Annotated in this window: 21 protein-coding genes; 8 read left to right on the plus strand and 13 right to left on the minus strand. The window is 68.5% G+C overall.

Annotation, left to right across the window (positions count from 1 at the left end):
- Nucleotides 1–232: 232 nt before the first annotated feature.
- From ACZ6DT_RS24365 to ACZ6DT_RS24380, 4 genes are all read right to left on the minus strand, one after another.
- Nucleotides 233–1969 carry a hypothetical protein gene (locus ACZ6DT_RS24365; protein WP_465599188.1) on the minus strand — a complete coding sequence of 579 codons (1737 nt, stop codon included), beginning with the start codon at nt 1967–1969 and terminating at the stop codon, nt 233–235.
- Between the two features lie 112 nt (nt 1970–2081).
- Entirely contained in the window at nt 2082–3194 is a 1113-nt protein-coding gene (locus tag ACZ6DT_RS24370) for a bifunctional RNase H/acid phosphatase (RefSeq protein ID WP_465599189.1), read from the minus strand.
- Nucleotides 3191–3928, minus strand: coding sequence for a zinc ribbon domain-containing protein (locus ACZ6DT_RS24375; RefSeq protein WP_465599192.1), 738 nt, complete (start codon nt 3926–3928; stop codon nt 3191–3193). Before ACZ6DT_RS24375 ends, ACZ6DT_RS24370 begins: the two co-directional genes overlap by 4 nt.
- Before the next feature lie 16 nt (nt 3929–3944).
- Complete coding sequence (locus ACZ6DT_RS24380) at nt 3945–4766, minus strand: Nif3-like dinuclear metal center hexameric protein (RefSeq protein WP_465599194.1); 822 nt, start codon at nt 4764–4766, stop codon at nt 3945–3947.
- A 31-nt stretch (nt 4767–4797) separates the two neighbouring features.
- Between ACZ6DT_RS24380 and ACZ6DT_RS24385 the strand changes: the two genes are divergently transcribed.
- Nucleotides 4798–5355, plus strand: a complete 558-nt coding sequence (locus ACZ6DT_RS24385) for a chorismate mutase (protein ID WP_465599196.1) — start codon at nt 4798–4800, stop codon at nt 5353–5355.
- A 42-nt stretch (nt 5356–5397) separates the two neighbouring features.
- On the opposite strand, the gene ACZ6DT_RS24390 is transcribed toward ACZ6DT_RS24385, so the two are convergent.
- Nucleotides 5398–5718: a hypothetical protein gene (locus ACZ6DT_RS24390; protein WP_465599198.1), complete on the minus strand. Its 321-nt coding sequence runs from the start codon at nt 5716–5718 to the stop codon at nt 5398–5400.
- 129 nt (nt 5719–5847) lie between these two features.
- Here ACZ6DT_RS24390 and ACZ6DT_RS24395 point away from each other — a divergent pair, with 129 nt between their 5' ends.
- From ACZ6DT_RS24395 to ACZ6DT_RS24405, 3 genes are read left to right on the plus strand one after another with little or no spacing between them, the layout of a single operon-like run.
- Nucleotides 5848–6309 (plus strand): low molecular weight protein-tyrosine-phosphatase, encoded by a 462-nt coding sequence (locus ACZ6DT_RS24395; protein WP_465599200.1) that lies wholly within the window; start codon nt 5848–5850, stop codon nt 6307–6309.
- A 23-nt stretch (nt 6310–6332) separates the two neighbouring features.
- Nucleotides 6333–7154 carry an SURF1 family cytochrome oxidase biogenesis protein gene (locus ACZ6DT_RS24400; RefSeq protein WP_465599202.1) on the plus strand — a complete coding sequence of 274 codons (822 nt, stop codon included), beginning with the start codon at nt 6333–6335 and terminating at the stop codon, nt 7152–7154.
- A 54-nt stretch (nt 7155–7208) separates the two neighbouring features.
- Nucleotides 7209–7829, plus strand: coding sequence for an FMN-binding negative transcriptional regulator (locus ACZ6DT_RS24405; protein WP_465599204.1), 621 nt, complete (start codon nt 7209–7211; stop codon nt 7827–7829).
- A gap of 399 nt (nt 7830–8228) precedes the next feature.
- Here ACZ6DT_RS24405 and ACZ6DT_RS24410 read toward each other — a convergent pair whose 3' ends face one another.
- Nucleotides 8229–9167, minus strand: a complete 939-nt coding sequence (locus ACZ6DT_RS24410) for a cobalamin biosynthesis protein CobD/CbiB (RefSeq protein WP_465599206.1) — start codon at nt 9165–9167, stop codon at nt 8229–8231.
- A 54-nt stretch (nt 9168–9221) separates the two neighbouring features.
- A complete protein-coding gene (locus ACZ6DT_RS24415; RefSeq protein ID WP_465599208.1) occupies nt 9222–9917 on the minus strand; it encodes a FadR/GntR family transcriptional regulator in 696 nt (231 codons plus the stop codon).
- Nucleotides 9918–10020: 103 nt separating this feature from the next.
- Here ACZ6DT_RS24415 and ACZ6DT_RS24420 point away from each other — a divergent pair, with 103 nt between their 5' ends.
- The 4 genes from ACZ6DT_RS24420 (at nt 10021) to ACZ6DT_RS24435 (ending at nt 12854) form a co-directional block, all read left to right on the plus strand.
- Nucleotides 10021–10515, plus strand: a complete 495-nt coding sequence (locus tag ACZ6DT_RS24420; protein ID WP_465599210.1) for a gluconokinase — start codon at nt 10021–10023, stop codon at nt 10513–10515.
- Complete coding sequence (locus ACZ6DT_RS24425; protein WP_465599212.1) at nt 10512–11879, plus strand: GntT/GntP/DsdX family permease; 1368 nt, start codon at nt 10512–10514, stop codon at nt 11877–11879. Before ACZ6DT_RS24420 ends, ACZ6DT_RS24425 begins: the two co-directional genes overlap by 4 nt.
- 112 nt (nt 11880–11991) lie before the next feature.
- Nucleotides 11992–12333, plus strand: a complete 342-nt coding sequence (locus ACZ6DT_RS24430; protein ID WP_465599214.1) for an ArsR/SmtB family transcription factor — start codon at nt 11992–11994, stop codon at nt 12331–12333.
- Complete coding sequence (locus tag ACZ6DT_RS24435; RefSeq protein WP_465599216.1) at nt 12330–12854, plus strand: SRPBCC domain-containing protein; 525 nt, start codon at nt 12330–12332, stop codon at nt 12852–12854. The genes ACZ6DT_RS24430 and ACZ6DT_RS24435 overlap by 4 nt, the downstream gene beginning before the upstream one ends.
- 61 nt (nt 12855–12915) lie before the next feature.
- Here the strand turns inward: ACZ6DT_RS24435 and ACZ6DT_RS24440 are convergent, their stop codons facing one another.
- The 6 genes from ACZ6DT_RS24440 to ACZ6DT_RS24465 form a co-directional block, all read right to left on the minus strand.
- Entirely contained in the window at nt 12916–13920 is a 1005-nt protein-coding gene (locus ACZ6DT_RS24440) for an N-acetylglucosamine kinase (RefSeq protein ID WP_465599218.1), read from the minus strand.
- Nucleotides 13905–15170, minus strand: a complete 1266-nt coding sequence (locus ACZ6DT_RS24445; protein ID WP_465599220.1) for a 6-phospho-beta-glucosidase — start codon at nt 15168–15170, stop codon at nt 13905–13907. Before ACZ6DT_RS24445 ends, ACZ6DT_RS24440 begins: the two co-directional genes overlap by 16 nt.
- Nucleotides 15167–16060 (minus strand): carbohydrate ABC transporter permease, encoded by an 894-nt coding sequence (locus tag ACZ6DT_RS24450; RefSeq protein WP_465599222.1) that lies wholly within the window; start codon nt 16058–16060, stop codon nt 15167–15169. The genes ACZ6DT_RS24445 and ACZ6DT_RS24450 overlap by 4 nt, the downstream gene beginning before the upstream one ends.
- 70 nt (nt 16061–16130) lie before the next feature.
- Complete coding sequence (locus tag ACZ6DT_RS24455; RefSeq protein ID WP_465599224.1) at nt 16131–17120, minus strand: carbohydrate ABC transporter permease; 990 nt, start codon at nt 17118–17120, stop codon at nt 16131–16133.
- 4 nt (nt 17121–17124) lie between these two features.
- Nucleotides 17125–18453 (minus strand): extracellular solute-binding protein, encoded by a 1329-nt coding sequence (locus ACZ6DT_RS24460; protein WP_465599639.1) that lies wholly within the window; start codon nt 18451–18453, stop codon nt 17125–17127.
- A gap of 64 nt (nt 18454–18517) precedes the next feature.
- A complete protein-coding gene (locus tag ACZ6DT_RS24465) occupies nt 18518–19768 on the minus strand; it encodes an ROK family protein (RefSeq protein ID WP_465599641.1) in 1251 nt (416 codons plus the stop codon).
- Nucleotides 19769–20122 lie beyond the last annotated feature (354 nt).

Genomic DNA, 20122 nt, shown 5'->3' on the forward strand with positions numbered 1-20122 from the left:
AAGCGAAGGGGTTTTTTTGGTTTTTTGGGTTTTCGTGGTTGTGTGTGGTTTTTCCCCCCCCCCCCCCCCCCCCCCCCCCCCCCACCCCCGAGCGGACCCGGACACATCGGCACCAAACGGAACTCTCCGGGGCTCGGGTCACGCCACGTTCGCCTCACCCCTCAATTCAGTCCTCTGGATGCGGTAGTTGCGCGGGCAACTACCGCATTCAGAGGACTAATCGCGTGGAGGGTCAGGGGAGGTAGACGGTCTGGCCGGGGTGCATGGTCGGGCCGCAGTCCTTGAGCGGACCGCCGAAGCGCGCCTTCTCGACGTCCGGCATGGTCTTCGCGGCGTACTCCCGGACGGCCTTCAGCTTCTCGGGGCTGGAGACGGCGTCCTTGCGCACGAAGTCCCCGTTGCGTGGCCCGCCGCCCGGGTACACGAAGATCGGCTCGTAGTCGCGGTCGATTCGCGGGTCGACGGTGATGCCGTTGCCCGCGGCCCACGGCCCCCACGAGTGGATGAAGGTCGGCTTGACCTTCTCGAACACGTAGTCGCGCAGCCCCGGCAGGTCACCGTTCTTGAGGAAGTCCGCGACGTCCGCCTCGACCAGCCCGGCCATGTCGACCAGGTGCAGGCGGCTGGTCATCGACGAGCCACCGAGGTCGGGCAGCAGCAGCGACGCCTGCTGGAGGCCGAGGATGTCGGCCATGGTGTTGAACCCGCGGCCGAAGCGGTCGGCGATGAGGCAAGCGGGCACCGTCGGGACCTCTTGGAACTTCTTCGACGCCGACGCGAAGCCCATTCCGGACGGGATCGCGGCGGCGACCAGCACGAGCACCACGACGGTCCGGAGCACGGCACGCGACCGGCGCAGCAGTTCGCCGGCGGCCAGCGTTCCCGCCAGCACGGCGAGGATCCAGATCGGGGTCGCGAACCGGTGCTGGCCCATCCAGTCCGGGACCATCACGCCGTACGCGATGATGCCCAGCGCCAGCGGCACCAGCAAGGCGATCAGGGCGCGCCGCCACTCCGCGCGGAACAGCGCGTACCCGACGGTCAGCGCGAGCAGGATCGTCCCGGCGACACCCGCGTAGCCGACCAGTTCGAAGGGCTGCTTCAGCGCCGAAAGCCCGGGCAGGCCCTGACCCTTCGCGATGGACGGGTTCGCCAGCAGCCTGCCGAACTCCGCGATCCGCCAGGCCAGGTACGCCCCGAACGGGATCGCGAACGCGACCACCGACACCACGACCAGTTTGACGCTCTGCCCCAGCAGCGGCTTCCGCAGCTGGAACAGGACGACGAGCGGGTACGCGCCGCCGTAGATCAGGCCTTCGGGACGGGTCAACGCGGCGAACGCGACCAGCACCCCGGACCAGATGGCGACCTTCGCGGTGAGCACGGTGTCCTTGCGCACGGCCAAGAACAGCAGCACGGCGAGCCAGGCGACGGCCATCCCGAAGAGGGAGTTCTCCAGACCGGAGATCGTCCAGATGACGAACGACGGGATGGCGGCCAGCGTCAGCCCGACGACCAGCGTCGCCAGCCAAGCGAAGCGCGCGAAGATCTGCTTCGCCGCGATGTGACACGCGGCCAGCGTCCCGGCGGTGAACAGGAGCCCGAGCAGCTTCGGGAACAGGACGTAGTCCGGGAGACCGAACAGCATGCCGCTGTCGAAGACGCCGATGAGCTTGCCGAGCGCCAGCACCACCAGCCAGGTCGAGTTCGACCAGCCTTCGACCGACGGCTGCCCCGGCTGCAACACCGGGCCGAGCCCGTCGGCGAAGCTGCGCGCGTAGGAGAAGGTGATGGCCGCGTCGTCGACGATCCAGTGGCCGTAGAGGGTGGCGTGCCAGGCCAGGGCCGCGACACCGGCGAGCACCGCCAGGTACGGCGCGACACGGGCGGCCAGGCCACGACGGGCCGACGACTCGGCCGGGTCGGGCACGTCTTGTTCGGAAGCTTCGCTGAGTGCGCTCGCCGTCATGTCCCCGTCTTCGCCTTTTCGCTCACGTGCCGTCGCCGAGACTGTAGCCAATACCCCATCGGCCGCTTGCGACACGTCATATCCAGGCGTGATCCGCGCCACATCTTCCCGATCAGGACAGGTGCGAGATGTCGTTCACCAACCGCACCGACGCGTTGCCGTCCGGGTAGAACTCGACGATCGAGAGCGACGCCAGGTCCAGATGCAGGCGGAACAGCAGCGACGGCCCGGCGTCCAGGCCCATCCGCAGCAGCGCCTTGATCGGCGTGACATGGCTGACCAGCACGAGCGTCCGCCCGCCGTACTTCGCGATCAGTTCGTCGCGGGCCTTGCGGACCCGCCGGTGGACGCCGTCGAAGCTTTCGCCGCCCGGCGCCGCGATCGAGGTGTCGGAAAGCCAGCTGGTCTGGAATTCGGGGTCGCGTTCCATCGCCTCTGTGAAGGTGAGGCCTTCCCAGTCGCCGAAATCGGTCTCGATCAGCCCCGGGTGGGTCTCGACCCGGCCGCCGAGCGCGTCCGCGATCGCCTGCGCGGTCTGCTGGGTGCGGATCAGCGGCGAGGCGATGATCGGCGCGGCCTCGCCGTCGACGACCAGGCCCTCCATCGCGCCGAGGCGTTTCGCGGCCGCGGCCGCCTGCTGCTTGCCGTGCTCGGTGAGAGGGACGTCGCCGCGGCCGGAATACCGCTTCTCGACCGACATCGCCGTCTGACCGTGCCGCACGAGGAGCAGCTTGGTCGGCGTCCCGGTCGCGCCGGTCCAGCCGACCGGGCTGACCCTGTCCTGCTTCACGGTCTTCGGCGGTTCTGGCTTCCTCGCGGCCCCGGCATCCATCGCCTCGTTCGCGAGCCCGTCCGCGTGGGAGTTCTCCGCACGCGGAATCCACTCGTAGCGCACGCGGGAGAAGCGGGCGGCCAACTCCTTGGCCTCGGCGTTCAGCGGTTGCATCGACGGGTGCTTGACCTTCCAGCGCCCGGCCATCTGCTCCACCACGAGTTTCGAGTCCATCCGGACGTCCACTGTGGACGCTCCGAGCTCGGCGGCCGCGGCGAGCCCGGCGATCAGGCCGGAGTACTCGGCGACGTTGTTGGTCGCGATGCCGACGTAGGCCTTGCGCTCGGCGAGCACCTCACCGGTGGCCACGTCCTTGACGACCGCGCCGTACCCGGCGGGGCCGGGGTTGCCCCGCGAACCGCCGTCGGCCTCGACGAGGACGTGGTCGGTCACAGGCCGGACTCCAGCGTGCGCACCAGGATGGCGCCGCAGTTCTCGCACTGGATGACGTTGTCTTCGGGGGCGGCCTTGATTTCGGCGATCTCGCGGCGGTCGATGTCGAGCTGGCAGGCACCGCAGCGGCGGGACCGCAGCAGTGCCGCGCCGATGCCCTTCTGCGCCCGGACCCGCTCGTAGAGCTTCATCAGGTCTTCCGGGAGACGCGGCAGGAGCTTGGCGCGGTCCTCGTCGCGGCGCGCCTTCGTGGTGTCGAGGTCGGTGAAGTGCTCGTCGCGCCGGCGAATGGCTTCGGCGACCTCGTTCTCGGCCTTCGCGACCTCCGCGCTGGTGCGCTGGGCGTCGAGCTCAAGCGCTTCGCGGCGCTCCATCAGTTCGAGCAGGTCGTCCTCCAGCGCGGACTGGCGCCGGTTGAGACTGTTCAGCTCGTGCTCGATGTCGGTCATCTGCTTCGCCGCGACGGAACCGGATTCGAGGAGCTTGCGGTCGCGGTCTCCGCGAGCGCGCACCGACTCGATCTCCTTCTCCTGCCGGGCGATCTCGCGGTCGAGGTCGGACGCCGCGGTCTGGACCGAGACCAGCGCGTCACGTCGTTCGCGCACCGTCTTCTCGCCCGCGTCGATCTCGGCGATCTCCGGCAGGGTGCGGCGACGGTGGGCGGTACGCGAAAGTTCGGCGTCCACCTTCGCGAGTTCGAGCAGCTTGCGCTGGACGGCGGGGTCGGCCTTCACGGTGCTCCTTGGATTCTCAATGCGCGGTTCGGGTGGCCCGTAGCGTCCACGGGTCGGTGCACCGCGTGGAGACGTGAAGGTCGACGTTACCCGCAAACGCGGCGCGGACGACGGCCGAGGCTTGCTCGCACCACGGCCATTCGCTCGCCCAGTGCGTGACGCCGACCAGGGCGGGGACTTCGGCGATCTCGGCGAGGTGCTCGCCGGCGGGATGATGCCGGAGATCGGCGGTGACGTACGCGTCGACACCGGCCGCGGTGGCCCGCTTGAGATAGCTGTCGCCGGAGCCTCCGGAAACGGCGACTCGACGGATCGGCCGGGCCGGGTCGCCCGCGCCGTAGACGCCGGGTTCCGTACGCGGCAAGGCATTCGCGACGCGTTCGACGAAGACGGAAAACGGTTCGGGCGCGGGCAGTTCGCCGATGCGGCCGATGCCGGTGACGCCGTCCTCGCGGGGGTCGAGCGGGCCGAGGACGGTCAGGCCGATGGCGTCGGCGAGCGCGTCGGAGACGCCGGGTGACGCGGAATCGGCGTTGGTGTGCGCGCAGTAGAGCGCGACGCCCGCGCGGATGAGGCGGTGTACGAGGCGCCCTTTGGTGCTGTCGGCCGGGACACCGTGGACGCCGCGCAGCAGCAGCGGGTGGTGCGCGACGATCAGCCGCGCGCCGCCTTCGATGGCTTCCTCGACCGTCTCGTCGACCGGGTCGACGCAGAACAGCACCTTGTCCACGTTCTCGGCCGGGTCGCCGCAGACGAGACCGACGGCGTCCCACGATTCGGCGAGTTCGGGCGGGTACGCCTGCTCGAGGGCGGCGATGACTTCAGCTAGCGCGGGCACCCGGCGATTTTCGCATGTAGCGTTTCCGGGCATGCGACTTCGGGTGCTCTGCGCGCTGCTCGTGGCCGGACTGCCGGCGGTGCCCGCGCCTGCTTCGGCGTCGTCCGGTTTCTGGACGCTGACCGACCTGGCCGCTCAGCGCGTGCAGATCGCCGACAAGGTCGCGGCCGCGAAGTTCGGCACGCCGTCGCCCATCGACGATCCGGTGCGCGAACAGCAGATCCTCGACTCGGTGGCGGCGAAGGCGCCTGGCCTCGGTCTCGACGCAAACGGCGTGGTGCTGTTCTTCCGCGATCAGATCGAGGCGAACAAGGCCGTGCAGCGCGGCCTGTACGCGCGGTGGACCGAGCACCCCGGCACGCGTCCGCCCGGGCGACCGGACCTGGCGACCGAGGTGCGGCCGGTGATCGACCGGCTGAACGCGGGCCTGCTCGCCGAACTCGGCTCGACCCGGGACGCGCGGGCGCGGCGGTCGTGCGATGTGCGGCTCGCGGTCACGGTGCGGCTGGTCGACGCACGGCGCGGCCTGGACCGGCCGCACTCGGTCGCGCTCGGGGAGTCCGTGCGGTCGGCCTGCGCGCACCCTTGACCGCGGCGGCGGGAGCAAGGGACCTTTGCTCTCGCCCCCGGGTCAGTCCAGCGCCTTCGCGTCCTTGTTGATCGCCCAGCGCCCGGCCGCGCGCATCACACGGCCCGTCCACAACATCACCCGGTAGGCCTTCGTCGGATGATCGGGGACTTCGGTGTGGCTGACCCGGTACGGCGCGACGGACGCGCTCGACCGGAGGTGCAACGGCATCCTGGTCATCGCCTCTTTCGGCGATCTCGCCTGAACGAAGTGATGCTCCGACACGATCCGCCCGACCTCGTAGGGGTGCGGATCCGTAACGGTGATGCGATACCAGCGGAGCCCGGTTGCCGCGGACTCGACGATGGGTGTTGGTGCGCTCATACGCGACCTTCCTGCGTGTTTCTCTCAAGGAGGTCTACTCCCGCTTCGTCCCGGCTTTCCAGCTCCGCGCGCCCGGTAGCCGTTCGGAGCCGGTGAGCGGTCGATCTCCGGCTGCCGCACACTGATCGGGTGCTGCACATCGTCTTCGTCTGTTCCGGCAACATCTGCCGCTCCCCGATGGCCGAACTCGTCTTCCGCGCGAAAGCCGAAGAAGCCGGTCTCGACCACCTCGTGCAGGCGTCCAGCGCGGGCACCGGTGGCTGGCACGTGGGCGAGGCCGCGGACAAGCGTGCGCGCGCGAAGCTGGCCGAACACGGTTACCCGACCGGTCACGTCGCGGCCGAGGTCGACCGCGGGCATCTGGCCGCCGATCTGCTGCTCGCTGCGGACGAGAGTCACCTCTCGTTCCTTCGGCGCAAGGTCGCGGACCCGGAGAAGGTCCGCCTGCTGCGCGAATTCGATCCGTCCGCGCCCGAAGGCGCCGAGGTCCCGGACCCGTACTACGGCGAGGACGACGGTTTCGAGGACGTCCTCGGCATGATCGAGCGCTCCGTTCCCGGCCTGCTCGACTGGGTGCGCGCACACGCCTGAGACGGACCGCTTACCGTGGTGGGGTGCGGTTGAAGTTCCTGCTGAAGCCCGGGTGGCTGGCGTTGACGTTGGTGGTGTTCACCTTCGCCATCACCTGCTTCACCCTGCTCGCGCCATGGCAGTTCTCCCGCGACAACGAACGCGAACACCAGAACGCGGCGCTGCGCGAGTCGTTCTCCGGGCAGCCGCGGTCGCTGGACCAGCTGCTTCCCCACGGCGCCGCCCCTGATCAGCGCACCGAATGGCATCTGGTCGCGATGAAGGGCACGTACCTGCCCGAGGGCGAGGTCATCGCCCGTCTGCGCTCCGTACAGGGCGAAGCGGCCTACGAGGTCCTGACGCCCTTCCGTACCGTCGAGGGCACGATCGTGCTCGTGGACCGCGGGTACGTCCGGCTCGACGACAAATCGCGCGCCCTCCCCTTCGCCGCGCCTCCCGCCGGCACGGTCGACATCGTCACGCGGGCACGGCACGACGAGAAGGACGGCAAGAACCGCGATGCGTTCGCCGACGAGTCGACAGGCGGGAAGCTGCAGAGCTACGTCGTCGATTCCCAGGTCGTCGCGCGGGCCGCGAAGCTGGACATCCGGCCGGGCTACTTCCAGCTCGACGTGAACCAGCCCGGCGTGCTGGGCGCGCTACCGCTCCCGCAGACCGACGCCGGACCGTTCTTCTCCTACGCGCTCCAGTGGATCGCTTTCGGGGCGATGGCGTTGATGGGCTGGCTGTATTTCACCGTCCGGGAGCTCAAGCCTGGCGGCGCGCTGACCACGGAACGGCCGCAGCGGCGCAAGAGTGTCGCGGAAATGCTGGCCGAGGACGAACGTTCCGAAGTGGCCACCTGATCTGACGCGAAAATGGCCCTTCTATAGGTCCATTCCGCGTGTTCATACTCGATCATGCTGATCCACCCGTGGGACTCCGCCCACGACGACGCCGAATGGCAGGCCTGGCTCTCCGAACATGACTTCGGCCAGCTGATCGCCGGAGGCACGGGCCGTGACCTGCCGATCGTCAACCCGGTGCACTTCGTCTACGACGGCGACCGGACGGTCCTGCTGCACCTCGCGCGCCCCAATCCGGTCTGGCCGCTGCTGGAGGAACACCCGCGTGCGCTGCTGTCGGTGATCGACGACCACACCTACATCCGCTCCGACTGGAACACCCCCGCCGACCCACCGCACGGTGTGCCGACGTCGTATTACGCGTCCGTCCAGCTCGAATGCGACGTCCGGCTGATCGACGACGCCGCGGAGAAGGCCGCGCTCCTGGACCGGCAGCTCGGGCACTTCGAGCCATCCGGGGACCGGGTCGCGGTGAGCGCCACCGAGGCGCCGGACAAGCGGCTGCTCCCCGGCATCCGCGGGGTCGAGCTGACCGTGACCGGCGTGCGGGCGAAGTTCAAGTTCGGCGGCAACAAGCAGCCGGCCGACCGGTCACGGATCGACGCGGAGCTGGCGCGGCGCGACGGTCCGATGGACGCGCGGGCGCGGGCGCAGCTGGCGCGGCGGGAGGGATGAGCTCACGCTCGTGAGTGGCGCTTCGGAACCTCGGTGTCCGTGAAGGCCTCCTTGAGGGACCCAGGGTCCCTCAATGTTCCCCTCACGCGCCTCGGATCGCTTCGTCGCACTTCAGTGGCATCACCAGCCACGACGTTGGCGTGTAAGGGTCACTTTCCGCAGGTCAGAGGGCCCGGCGAGAGCAAAGGTCCCTTGCTCCCCCTCGCGGTGACCGTGTGGATTTCCGGTCATCCAACGCACCAAATCCACACGGTCCCCCGGCGGCCCTGACACCGAGTGCGAGGTGGGTGGAAATAGGGACACTCAACGTCTCTATTTCCACCCACCCCCAGGCGACAGCAAAGGTCCCCCGCTCTCTTTCCGCAGGTCAGAGGCCCCGGCGAGAGCAAAGGTCCCTTGCTATCGCCGTCGCCGAAGTCCGACGAGACCCGCCAGCACCACTGAACTGAGAGCCCCCAGCCAGCCGACCACCCGCGAGAGTTCCACGGCCCGCGTCACGTGTCCGGCGTCCGGGTTGCGGCCGATGCCGAGCACCGGCAGTTCCTCGACCCCGTGCGGGTACACGGTCCGCCCGCCGACCCGGATCTCGAGCGCCCCGGCGAACGCGGCCTCGACGCGGCCGGCGTTCGGGCTCGGGTGCGCGGTCGTGTCCCGTCGCCACGCCCGCCACGCGCCGCCCGCCGAGCCGCCGACGACCGGGGCCGCGAGGACGGTCAGCCCGGCCGCGATCCGAGTCGGTACGAGATGGACGATTTCGTCCAGCCGGGCGACGAACCAGCGGTAGCGCTCGGGGCGTCCCCTGCCGAGGCCGCGCAGCAGGCTGATCGCGCGCGAGCCGAGCAGGCCGGGGACGCCGGCCAGCGCTCCCCACACCAGCGGCGCGATGACGACGTCCGCGGTGTTCTCGGCGAGTGTCTCCACCGAGGCGCGCGAGAGGCCGATGACGCCGAGGTCGTCGGCGACGCGGGGGTCCAGTGTGGACAGTGTGCCGCGCGCGGTTTCGAGTTCGCCTTCTTCGAGGTCCCGCGCCAGCGACGTGCCGTGCGCGGCCAGGCCCGCGGCGCCGAGGACGGCCCAGGTGGTCACCGCGGTCGTGGTCGCCTGGAGGACGGGGCTGCGCCGCCCGGCGCGTTCGGCGAGCACGCCGGCCAGCACGGCGGAACCCGCGAGGCCACCGGTCCACAGCACTCCGGCCACCGGAGGCTTCGACCGGACCTTCGCGTCCACCGCCGAAGCCGCCCTGGCGAACGCCGTCACCGGACGCCGTGACCGGGGATCCCCGATCGCCCCGTCGGCGACCACCCCCAACACCAAGCCGATCGCGCGCGCCGCGCTCACCGTCGCCCCCCCGCATGCAGTATCCCTCGAAGACCTGCAGAGATTACTCGAAGATCATCCGTCCAGAAGGACGGCCATCTCGTCACGCGCCTGGATGACGATGTCCCGCATCGCGCGTTCGGCCCGGTCAGGGTCACCGGTGTCGATGGCCGCCGCGACCTCGACGTGCAGCGCGACGGCCCCGGGCTGCGGCTCCTCCGGCATCAGCCCGTGCCCGGTGCGCCCGGCGAGCACTTCGGCGACGACGGCCGAAAGCTGCGCGAACATCGGGTTCCGCGACGAGGACAGCAGCAGATCGTGGAAAGCGACGTCGTGCCCCAGGAAAGTCTCGAGGTCTCGCTGGTGCGCCGTTTCTTCCAGCCTCTTCGCCAAGGCCCGGAGACGGCCGCCCTCTTCCGGCGTCGCCCGCAGCGCGGCGTACCGGGCGGCGCACGGTTCGACGCCGGAGCGCAGTTCGGTCAGGGTTCGCAGCGCGGTCTTCCGCTCGGCTCCGTCGAGTTGCCAGCGGAGCAGTCTCGGGTCGTAATGGTTCCAGTCACGCGGCTCGCGCACGATCACCCCGACCCGGCGCTTGCTGCTGGTCAGGCACATCGTTTCGAGGACGCGCACCACCTCGCGCGCCACGGTGCGGGACGCGCCGAACCGTTCTTGGAGCTCCTCCGAACGCAGCACGGAGCCCGGCGGAAGCCGTCCGTTCGCGATCGCGGAGCCGAGCGCGTCGAGCACTTCGGCATGCCTGTCGTTGCCCACCGGGCGACCCTAACGTTCTGACTCGATTAAGTAGTACTTCATCTTGCTTAAGTAGTACTTTTGAGCTGTACTCGTCCCGGCTACAACGACGTGGGAGGTACGGATGACCGTCATCGTGGTGATGGGCGTTTCCGGCTCGGGCAAGACGACCGTGGGCACGGCACTCGCCGAACGCCTCGACGTCGACTACGCCGAAGCGGACACGTTCCATCCGAAGGCGAACATCGACAAGATGAGTTCCGGCCACCCGCTGAACGACGAAGACCGGCAACCCTGGCTCGAAGCCATCGCCGCCTGGATCCGGGACCATCAGTCCTCCGGCGGCGTCGTGACGTCTTCCGCGCTCAAGTACCGCTACCGCGACATCCTGCGCGGCGGCGGCGACGTCTGGTTCCTGCACCTGCACGGCGACCGCGACCTGCTCGCCGCCCGGATGAAGACCCGCTCCGGCCATTTCATGCCGGTGTCCCTTTTGGACTCCCAGCTCGCCGACCTCGAGCCGTTGCGCCCGGAGGAGCACGGCCTCGTCGCCGACATCGCGCGAAAGCCGGAAGAAATCGTCGATACCGCTCTCTCCGCTTTCGAGGACCGCTCATGACCACCAGCCTCGCCGCCGCCTGGACCGGCCACGACACCCGTCTCATCGGCGCGACGGTGCTCGCCATCGCCGTGATCGTCGTCCTGATCACCAAGGCGAAGCAGCATCCGTTCCTGGCCCTCATCCTCGGCTCCGGCGTGCTCGGGCTCGTCGGCGGCATGCCGGTGGACAAGCTGATCAAGAGCTTCAGCTCCGGCGTCGGCTCCACCGTCGCCTCGGTCGGCGTGCTGATCGCGTTCGGCGCGATGCTCGGCAAACTGCTCGCCGATTCCGGGGGCGCCGACCAGATCGTCGACACCATCCTTCGCCGCGCGGGCGATCGCACCCTGCCGTGGGCGATGGCGCTGGTGGCCGCACTGATCGGCCTGCCGATGTTCTTCGAGATCGGCCTGGTCATGCTGATCCCGGTGATCCTGCTGGTCGCCAAGCGCACCGGGAAACCATTGCTGCTGCTGGGAATTCCCGCGCTCGCCGGGCTTTCGGTGCTGCACGGTCTCGTCCCGCCGCACCCCGGCCCGCTCGCCGCCGCGGGCGCGCTGAACGCGAACGTCGGCCTCACCCTGGCCTTCGGCCTGCTCGTCGCGATCCCGACGGTGATCATCGCCGGACCGCTGTTCGGCAGGCTGGCCGCGAAGATGGTCCCGGACGCCGTCGCGCCGGAGCGGCTCGTCCCGGAATCGTCCCCTTCGGACGGACGGCGGCCGGGCTTCCTCGCGACGCTGTCCACCGTGCTGCTGCCGGTCGTGCTGATGATGGGCAAAGCACTCGCGGACATCCTGCTGGAGAAAGAGAACCACCTCCGCCGCGTACTGGACTTCATCGGCGACCCACTGGTGGCACTGCTCGCCGCGGTCCTGCTCGGCATGCTCACCCTCGGCAAGTCCGCGGGGTTCACCCGGGAAAAACTTTCGTCCACGGTGGCCGATTCGCTCCCGCCGATCGCCGGCATCCTGCTCATCGTCGGCGCGGGCGGCGGGTTCAAGCAGACCCTCGTCGACGCCGGGGTCGGCAACGTCATCACCAGCCTGGCCACCGGCGCGAACCTGTCGCCGCTGCTGCTCGGCTGGCTGGTCGCGGTCGCGATCCGGCTCGCCACCGGCTCCGCGACGGTCGCGACGGTGTCCGCCGCCGGCATCGTGGCCCCGCTCGCCGCGACGATGGACCCGTCGCACAGCGCACTGCTGGTGCTGGCGATCGGCGCCGGTTCCCTGTTCTTCTCCCACGTCAACGACGCCGGGTTCTGGCTGGTCAAGGAGTACTTCGGACTTTCGGTCGGGCAGACGCTGAAGAGCTGGTCGATCATGGAGACGGTCATCTCCGTGGTCGCGATCGCGCTGATCCTGCCGCTGGGCGCCCTCGTGTAGCCGAAGTACATGAAGGCCCCCATCCTTGCGCTAGACGCAAGGATGGGGGCCTTCGTGTACTTACGGAAAGTCCCGGTTGACACGTGACCTTTTGGTCACCTATTCTTTCGACGTGCCCGACGACGATCTGGTTTTCAAGGCTCTGGCGGATCCGACCCGCCGGTTCCTGCTCGACCGGTTGTTCGCGCGTGACGGCCGCACGCTGACCGAACTCGAGTCCGAAGTGGACATGAGCCGGTTCGGCGTGATGAAGCACTTGAAACTGCTGGAAGAAGCCGGACTTGTCGTCACGCGCAAGGAGGGCCGGGAGAAGAAGCACTTCCTCAACCCGGTGCCGATCCGGCAGATCCACGACCGGTGGATCGACAAGTTCACCGAACGCAACGTGACCGCGTTGCTCGACCTCAAAGCCGAACTCGAAGCCCCCGATCTCGAAACCGAGGAGCCGTCATGACCGACACCACCACCGCCACCACCCAGGTCTACCGCGTCTACATCAAGGCCACCCCGGAGAAGATCTGGGACGCCATCACGAAGCCCGAGTGGTCGCAGAAGTACGGCTACACCGGTCTCGTCGACTTCGACCTGCGGCCGGGAGGCAAGCACGCCACCCACCCCACGCCGGATTACGTCGAGGCGGGATTCACGAACGACCTGGTCGACGGCGAGGTCCTGGAAGTCGACCCGCCACGCAAACTGGTCATCACCTGGAAGCTGCGGATGGACGCGGCCTTCGACAACGAGCCCTACACCAAGCTCACCTACGAGATCGAAGAGACGAAGACCGCGGGCACCCGGCTGACCGTCACCCACGACGTCACCAACGCGCCGTGGACGGCCGCGCTGGTCGATGGTTCGCAGGAGGACATCAACGCCGGACCGGGCGAGAACGCCGGTGGCGGCTGGGCGTGGATCCTGTCGGATCTCAAGTCGCTGCTGGAGACGGACGAGCCGCTCGTCCCCGCCGCTTCCTGAGCCGAAGTCCGTGAAGGCCTCGTTCCTTCGGCCGAGCCGGGAACGAGGCCTTCACGGACTTTCAGACCCGTTTGGTGGCGGCCTTCAGAGCGACCTTGGCGGTGTCGGAAGCACCGATGGTGTCCAGCGCGAACAACGCCGCGCCGACCACGGGAGCCACGTCGACGACCTGGATCGCGGCTTGCGGCGCCACCTTCAGGCACCGCCGCTCGATCTCCGCGATCACCTGCGTGCCGACCCCGGTCAGCACTCCCCCGCCGAGGATGACTTCGGGCGCTTCCTCGGTCAGGTCGAGCCGGCGAAGGATGACCCCGACCAGCAGGGCGACCTCCTCGACGAACCGATCGACCACGTCCTGCGCCACCTCGTCGCCACCCGCCGCGACGGTGAAGAGCAGCGGGCACAGGCCGTGGATCACGTCGGAGTGCAACTCCTCGAAGTGCAGTCGCCGCACCACTTCCAGCACCGACGACGTCTCGAAGTGCGCGGTGACGGCGGACTGCAGGGCCGTGCCCGGGCCCCGGCCGTCCTCGGCGCGGACGGCCCACCACAGCGCTTCCTCGCCCAGCCGGTAGCCGCCGCCCCAGTCGCCGGAGATCTTGCCCAGCGCGGGAAACCGGTGCTCGCGGCCGTCGGCGCTGACGCCGGCGCCGTTGATCCCGGCGCCGCACACCACCGCCACCCCCGTCCCGTCGGAACTGCCCGCGCGCAGCAGCGCGAGTGTGTCGTTGCCGACGACCAGCGTGTCGCTCCAACCGCGTGCGGCCAGCGCCGCGTGCAGAACCGCTTCCTCCTGCGGGAAATCCAACCCCGCGAGGTAGGCCGACGTGTGTGTCGCGAAGGGACGTTCGCCGGGAATCCCCGCCCCGCGAAGGGCCTCCAAGACCAGCTTCTCCAGCGCGCGGACGCTGCCGTCGACCCCGATGTTCTGGGGGGACGCGCCCGGCCCTCGTGACTGCCCGAGCACCCGTCCGTCCCGGGAGACGATCAGGACGTCGGTCTTGCTGTTGCCGCCGTCGATCGCGACGACGACGTCCTGTGAGCCGCCCGTCATGCCCCCGCCCACGGCAGGAACTCCCGGTTGACCCGCACCAGCGTGTCGGCGAGCTGATCGGCCTTGGCGTACTGGCCGACCAGCGGATGCGCGAGCAACGCGTCGGCCACCCGGTCCCGGCCGCCCTTGATCGCCGCTTCCAGCGCGAGATGCTCGTACGCGGTGACCCCGGCGATGAGCCCGGCGAACCGCTGCTCCACCGGCGGCTGCGCGATCGGACGAGGACCGTTACCGTCCACAAGGGACGGTACCTCGATGACGGCGTCGTCCGGCAGGAAGTCGAAAGTGCCTTCGTTGCGGACGTTGACGACGTGCTCCTCCGCGGGCCCGCCCGAGGTGAGCGCGTGCACCAGCTGCACCGCGGCCTCGGAATAGTAGGCGCCGCCCCGCTTTTCCAGCTGCTCCGGTTTGGTCACCACCTCCGGGTCCAGGTACACCTTGAGCAGTTCCTCCTCGACGTCGCTGACGACGTCCGCGCGCGGCCGCTCGGTGCGCTGCTTCATGACCTGCTCGTCGTGGCCGTAGTAGTACTTCAGGTAGTACGACGGCACGACGTTCATCCGCCGCATCCACTCGACCGGCGCGGTGACGTGTTCGCCGAGGAATTCCGCGTGCTCCGCCAGCAGTTCCGGCAGCCGGTCCTCGCCGTTGACGAGCACCTTCCGTTCCCAGCTCAGATGGTTCAGTCCGGTGTGGACGAGTTTGACCTCGCCGACCCCGGCACCGAGCAGATGCGCGAACGTACGCTGGAGGTGGATCGCGACGTTGCACAGCCCGACGGCGCGATGGCCCTCGTTCAGCAGTGCGCGGGTGACGATGCCGACCGGATTCGTGAAGTTCACGATCCAGGTGTCGTCACCGGCGATTTTCCTCACCCGGTCGGCGATGTCGAGCACCACCGGCACGGTGCGCAGCGCCTTCGCGAGGCCGCCCGCGCCCGTGGTCTCCTGCCCGACACAACCGCAGGCGTGCGGGAACGTCTCGTCCCCGCGCCGCGCGCGCTGTCCACCGACCCGCAGCTGGATCAGCACCGCCGACGCGCCGTCGACGCCCTCTTCGAGACTCGCGGTGGTGCGGACTCGCGCCGGATGCCCGGCGTGGCTCAGCAACCGGTTGCTGAAGTCGCCGACCGCCTCCACCCGGTAGGCGTCCGGATCGATCAGCACGATCTCGTCGACGTCCAAAGTGGACCGCCGTCCGGCGATCCCGTCGATCAGCTCGGGCGTGTACGTGGACCCACCACCGACGACTGCCAGTTTCATCCCTTGACCCCTGTGAATGTGACGCCCTTGACGAAGGACTTCTGTGCGAACACGAACAGCACGATCACCGGCAGCATGATCAGCGCGGTGGCCGCCATGGTGAGGTTCCATTCCACGTGATGCATCCCGCGGAAGGACGCGATCGCCAGCGAAAGCGGCCAGCTGTCGCGGGTCTCACCGGTGTAGAGCAACGGACCGAAGTAGTCGTTCCAGGTGAACAGGAAGCAGAACATCGCGGTCGCCGCGATCCCCGGCTTCGCCATCGGGATCAGTACCCTGACCATCGTCTGGAACTCGTTGCAGCCGTCGATCTTCGCCGCTTCGAGGTAGTCCTTCGGAATGGTGAGGAAGAACTGCCGCAGCAGGAAGATCGAGAAGGCGTCGAAGAAGAAGTACGGCACGATCAGCGGGATCAGCGTGCCGGTGAACCCGAGCCGCACCCACAGGTCGTACAGCGGCACGACGGTGACCTGCGGCGGCAGCATCATCGCGGCCACGGTCAACATGAAGAACAGGTTCTGCCCGCGGAACTTCAGCTTCGAAAGCGCGTATGCCGCCGGAATCGCCGAAACGAGCGCCCCGAGGGTGGCCAGCGACGAATAGAGCATGCTGTTGCCGAAGTACTGCAACAGCGGCGCTTTTTCGAACACCTCGATGAAGTTCTCGAAATGCCATTCCGTCGGCCAGAAGTTCGACGAAAGCGCCTGCTCACTGGACATCACCGCGGTGAGGAACACGAACAGGATGGGCACCATGAAGCCCACGCCCATCGCGATGCCCACGCTGTGGGTCGCGATCCAGTACAGCTTCTTGTCCCATTGGCGCCGCACCCGCACCCTCGGCGGTTCGGACGCCGGCGCGGTGTGCCGGGGCTCGGCCAGTGTGGTCATGTCCCCACTCCGCTTCCGCGGGACACCCGCACCCGGTCGGGGCCATGAACAGGCCGGCGCGAGAATATGATCATGCCCCCTCCTCCTGGTGCTGGGACTTACGCAGCTGCCGCACGAGAATCCAGGTGAACCCGGCCGAGACGATGAACAGCAGCACCGCCATGGCGGCCGCGTAACCCATGTTGAAGTACCGGAAACCCTGGACGTACAGCCAAACCGGGTAGGTCAGCGTCGAGTTCTGTGGTGCGCCGATGAATCTCGTGTTGCCCGCGACGTCCGCCGCGCCCGCGGCCGCCGAACCCGCGACGATCGCCTGCGTGAAGAACTGCAGCGCGAAGATCATCGAGTTGACGACTCCGAACAGCAGCACCGGCGAGATCGACGGCAATGTGACGTGCCAGAACCGGCGGACCGGACCGGCACCGTCGAGCTGGGCGGCTTCGTACTGTTCCTGCGGCACGTCGAGCAACGCCGCCAGGATGATGATCATCAGCTCGCCCGAACCCCACATCACCAGCAGGGTCAGCGCGGGCTTCGACATCGCCGGGTCGTTGAACCACAGGCCGCCGTCGATGCCGACCGCGCCCAGGAACGCGTTGACCGGGCCGTATTCCGGGTTGAAGAGGAACACGAACGCCAGGGTCGCCGCAGCCGGCGGGGCCAGCGAAGGCAGGTAGCAGAGCGTCCGCACCAGGCCGACACCCGACTTGAGCCGGGAGATGATCGACGCCGTGCCGAGGGCGAACACCACCCGGCAGAACGTCAGGACGATCACCAGCCACAGCGTGTTGTACGCGGCGGTGCCGACCAGCGGCTCGCTGGTGAACATCCGGAGGTAGTTGTCGAAGCCGACGAATTCCGGCGCGTTGATCAGGTCGTAGCGGGTGAACGAGTAGTACACCGTGGCGATCAGCGGGTAGCCGAAGAAGATCAGGAACCCGAGCATCGCCGGTGCGATGAAATAGAAGACTGTGCGACGGCGGCGCGCTGCGTTCCCCTTCCGCGTCCGGGTGGACGCGGAAGGGGAACCGACCGCCCTGGAGTCCAGGGTCGAGGTCATGCGATCAGCCGCCGGCGCGTTTCTGGGCCAGCTCGTCGTTGATCTGAGCGTCGACCTGCTTGAGACCCGCGGCCATGTCGGGGATGTTGCCCGCCTGCCACTTCTCCGCGAAGTCGTTGACGGCCTTGAGGTGCGCGTCGCCGATCGGGGTCGACGGGTTCGGCAGCAGCTTCCCGCCGTTGTACAGATCCAGGAACGTCTTGAACTCCGGCGTGACCTCGAGCTTCGGGTCGGTCAGCGCGGCCTTGGTGCTCGGCACGTTCTTGAGCCCGTTGGAGAGTTCGACCAGCGTCGAGGTGTCCAGCGTGACCTGCTTGATCAGTTCCCAAGCCGCACCGGGGTTCTTGGCGCCCTTGGGGATCGCGATGATCGTGCCCGTGGTGAACGCGCCGCCGTAACGGTCCGGCTTGCTGTCGAGCACCGGCGGGGCGGCGGTGCCGAACTTCAGGTCCGGCGTCTGGTCCTTGATGAACGCGGTGCGGTACTCGCCGTCGATCATCATCGCGAGCTTGCCGCGCTGGAAACCGTGGTCCGCCGAGTACTCCTCGCCGAGACCGGCCTTGAACTGCTCGACCTTGGCGTGGCCGCCGTAGAAGTCGACGAGCTGCTTCTGGAAGTCGAACATCGCCTTCCACTCGGGGCTGTCGGCGAGATGCGACTGGCCGTCCGGGCCGAGATAGGTGGCGCCGAAGTTCGGGGCCCAGTACTGCGCGAAGTTGGCGTAGAACGGCATCGACGGCATGAACCCGGCGACCTTGATCGAGCCGTCCGGGTTGAACTCGGTCAGCTTTTTGGTGGCCTCGAACAGTTCGGAGGTCGTCTTCGGCGGCGACGTGATGCCCTTCGCCGCGAACATGTCCTTGTTGTAGTAGAAGCCGTAGACGTCGGCGAGCAGCGGCATCGCGCACCGCTTGCCCTGGAACTCGGTGTAACTGCGGACCGCGTCGGGGATCTGCGTCAGGTCGATCTTGTCGCGTTCGATGTAGGGCTTCAGATCCTGGAAGCTGCCCGTGGAACACCACGCGCCGAGGTTGTCGGTGAAGAACGAGATCGCCACGTCCGGCGGGTTGCCACCGCGGATGGACTGGGTGATCTTGTCGTCGTCCTGCTGGCCTTCGTGCTTGATCTCGATGTTCGGGAACTTCGCCTTGAGCTTGTTGAGCCCGGCGGTGACCACGTTGTACTCGCGGTCGGTGAACTTGCTGTAGACGGTCAGCGTGAGCTTCGCGTCCGCGGCGGGCGCCGCCGCCGCGTCGCCCGACCCGCCGTTCGGGCCGCTTGCGGCGCCCGAACAGGCGGACACCAGCGCGGCGACGGCGACCGCGCCGAGCACTATCGAGCCGCGCCAACGGCGGCCACTTCTGGAAACCTGGGTCGTGGAACTCATGACCCTCCTCCTAGTTGGTTGGGGCGGGAGACGGTGGTTCTGTTCGTGAATCCGGGATCGCCACGATCGGATTTGGCTCTCCCGCCCCGGACCTTCTCGGCCCGAGGAGTGCAGGGGTGTTGACGCCGAAGACGTCCCTGCGGACAGTGGCGAGCGCCGACTGGAGTGCGCCCGCGCGGACCGCGTTGCCCTGCACCGAAGCGACCCCGACCGGGGTGCGGGGCAGGACCAGTTCGTGCAGCCTTTTCGCGACCAATGCGGCGAATTCATCGCCACCGGCGCGGCTGGTTTCGCCGGAAAGAAGCACGAGTTCGGGGTCGACGACCGCGATGAGACCGGCCGCGCCACCCGCGACGCGGCGGGCGAGGTCGTCGAGGAAGGCGTCGTGGAGGTTCTCGCGGGCTTTGGTGACGGCGTCCGCGCCGGTCTCCGCTTCGATCCCGTGTGCGGTGGCGAGCTCGACGACGGCCGGGGACGCGACGAGGTCACCGAAGCGATCTCCGGCGCGGGGCTTTTCGTTCGGTGTGGCGACGGAAACCGGATCGGGCACCCGCATCCAGTCGATCTCGCCGCCACCGCCGGTCGCGCCGCGCAACAGCCTGCGGCCGACCACCACCGCGCCACCGACGCCGTCGCTGAGCCAGATCATCACGAAGTCGTCGAGCCCGACGGCCTGGCCGACGGTCATCTCGACGATCGCGACGAGGTTGACGTCGTTCTCGATGGTGACCTCGACGCCGAGTTCGCGGCTGAGTCTGCCCGGCACGTCGAAACCGAGCCAGCCGGGGATGTGCGGCGCCGAGGAGAGCAGGCCGGTGCGCGGGTCGAACGCGCCCTGCGCGCCGATGACGACGTGGCGAAGATCGGTGGCGGCGAGCCCGGCACTGTTCGCGACGCTCGTGAGCGCCGCGCCGAAGGTGCCGACGACGTCCGCGCCCTTATGGACCGGCAGCGGGACCTGATACTCGGCGAGCACCGCGCCCGTGACGTCGGAGACGACGAAGTCGGCTTTCCGGGGAGTGAGATCCACGGCCGCGACGTAGGCGACGCCGCCGTTGACCTGCCAGAGCTGCGCCCTCGGGCCCCGGCCCCCACCGCGCACGCCCGCCTTGGTGACGATGTCGTCCTGCTCGAGGCGGGTGAGCAGCTGCGCCGTCGCGGGTTTCGACAGGCCGATCGCGACTTCGAGCTCCGAGCGCGTCAGCGGGCCATCCCTGAGGAGGACCTCGATGGCCGCGCGATCGTTGATCTCGCGCAGCATTCGCGGACTGCCGGCTCGCACTTGGGCTCGCTCCCGACTTCGTTAGGAAACTTTACAGACGGTTTCCGGGGACTGTAGTGAGCCGAACCACAGCCGTCAACGGGGTCAGGAAACAGGGAGGTAACGCTTGGCGTGTTCCGCACAGTGGGTATACGTACCGGTGCGGAGGGCGGCGTCAGGTGGACCTGTGCCGCGAGTGGTAATGCGGCTTTCGTGGAAAGGCGTGCTCAGGTGGCACATCGAGGTGCGACGGTGACGCGGCGCCGCACTCACGTGTGCGAACCCGGATCTCGCGTGTTCAGACCCGGATCTCGCGTGATTGGGCGCGGCACACGTGAGTGCGGTGCCCGATCA

The organism is Amycolatopsis sp. NPDC041971 (genome assembly GCF_055588925.1).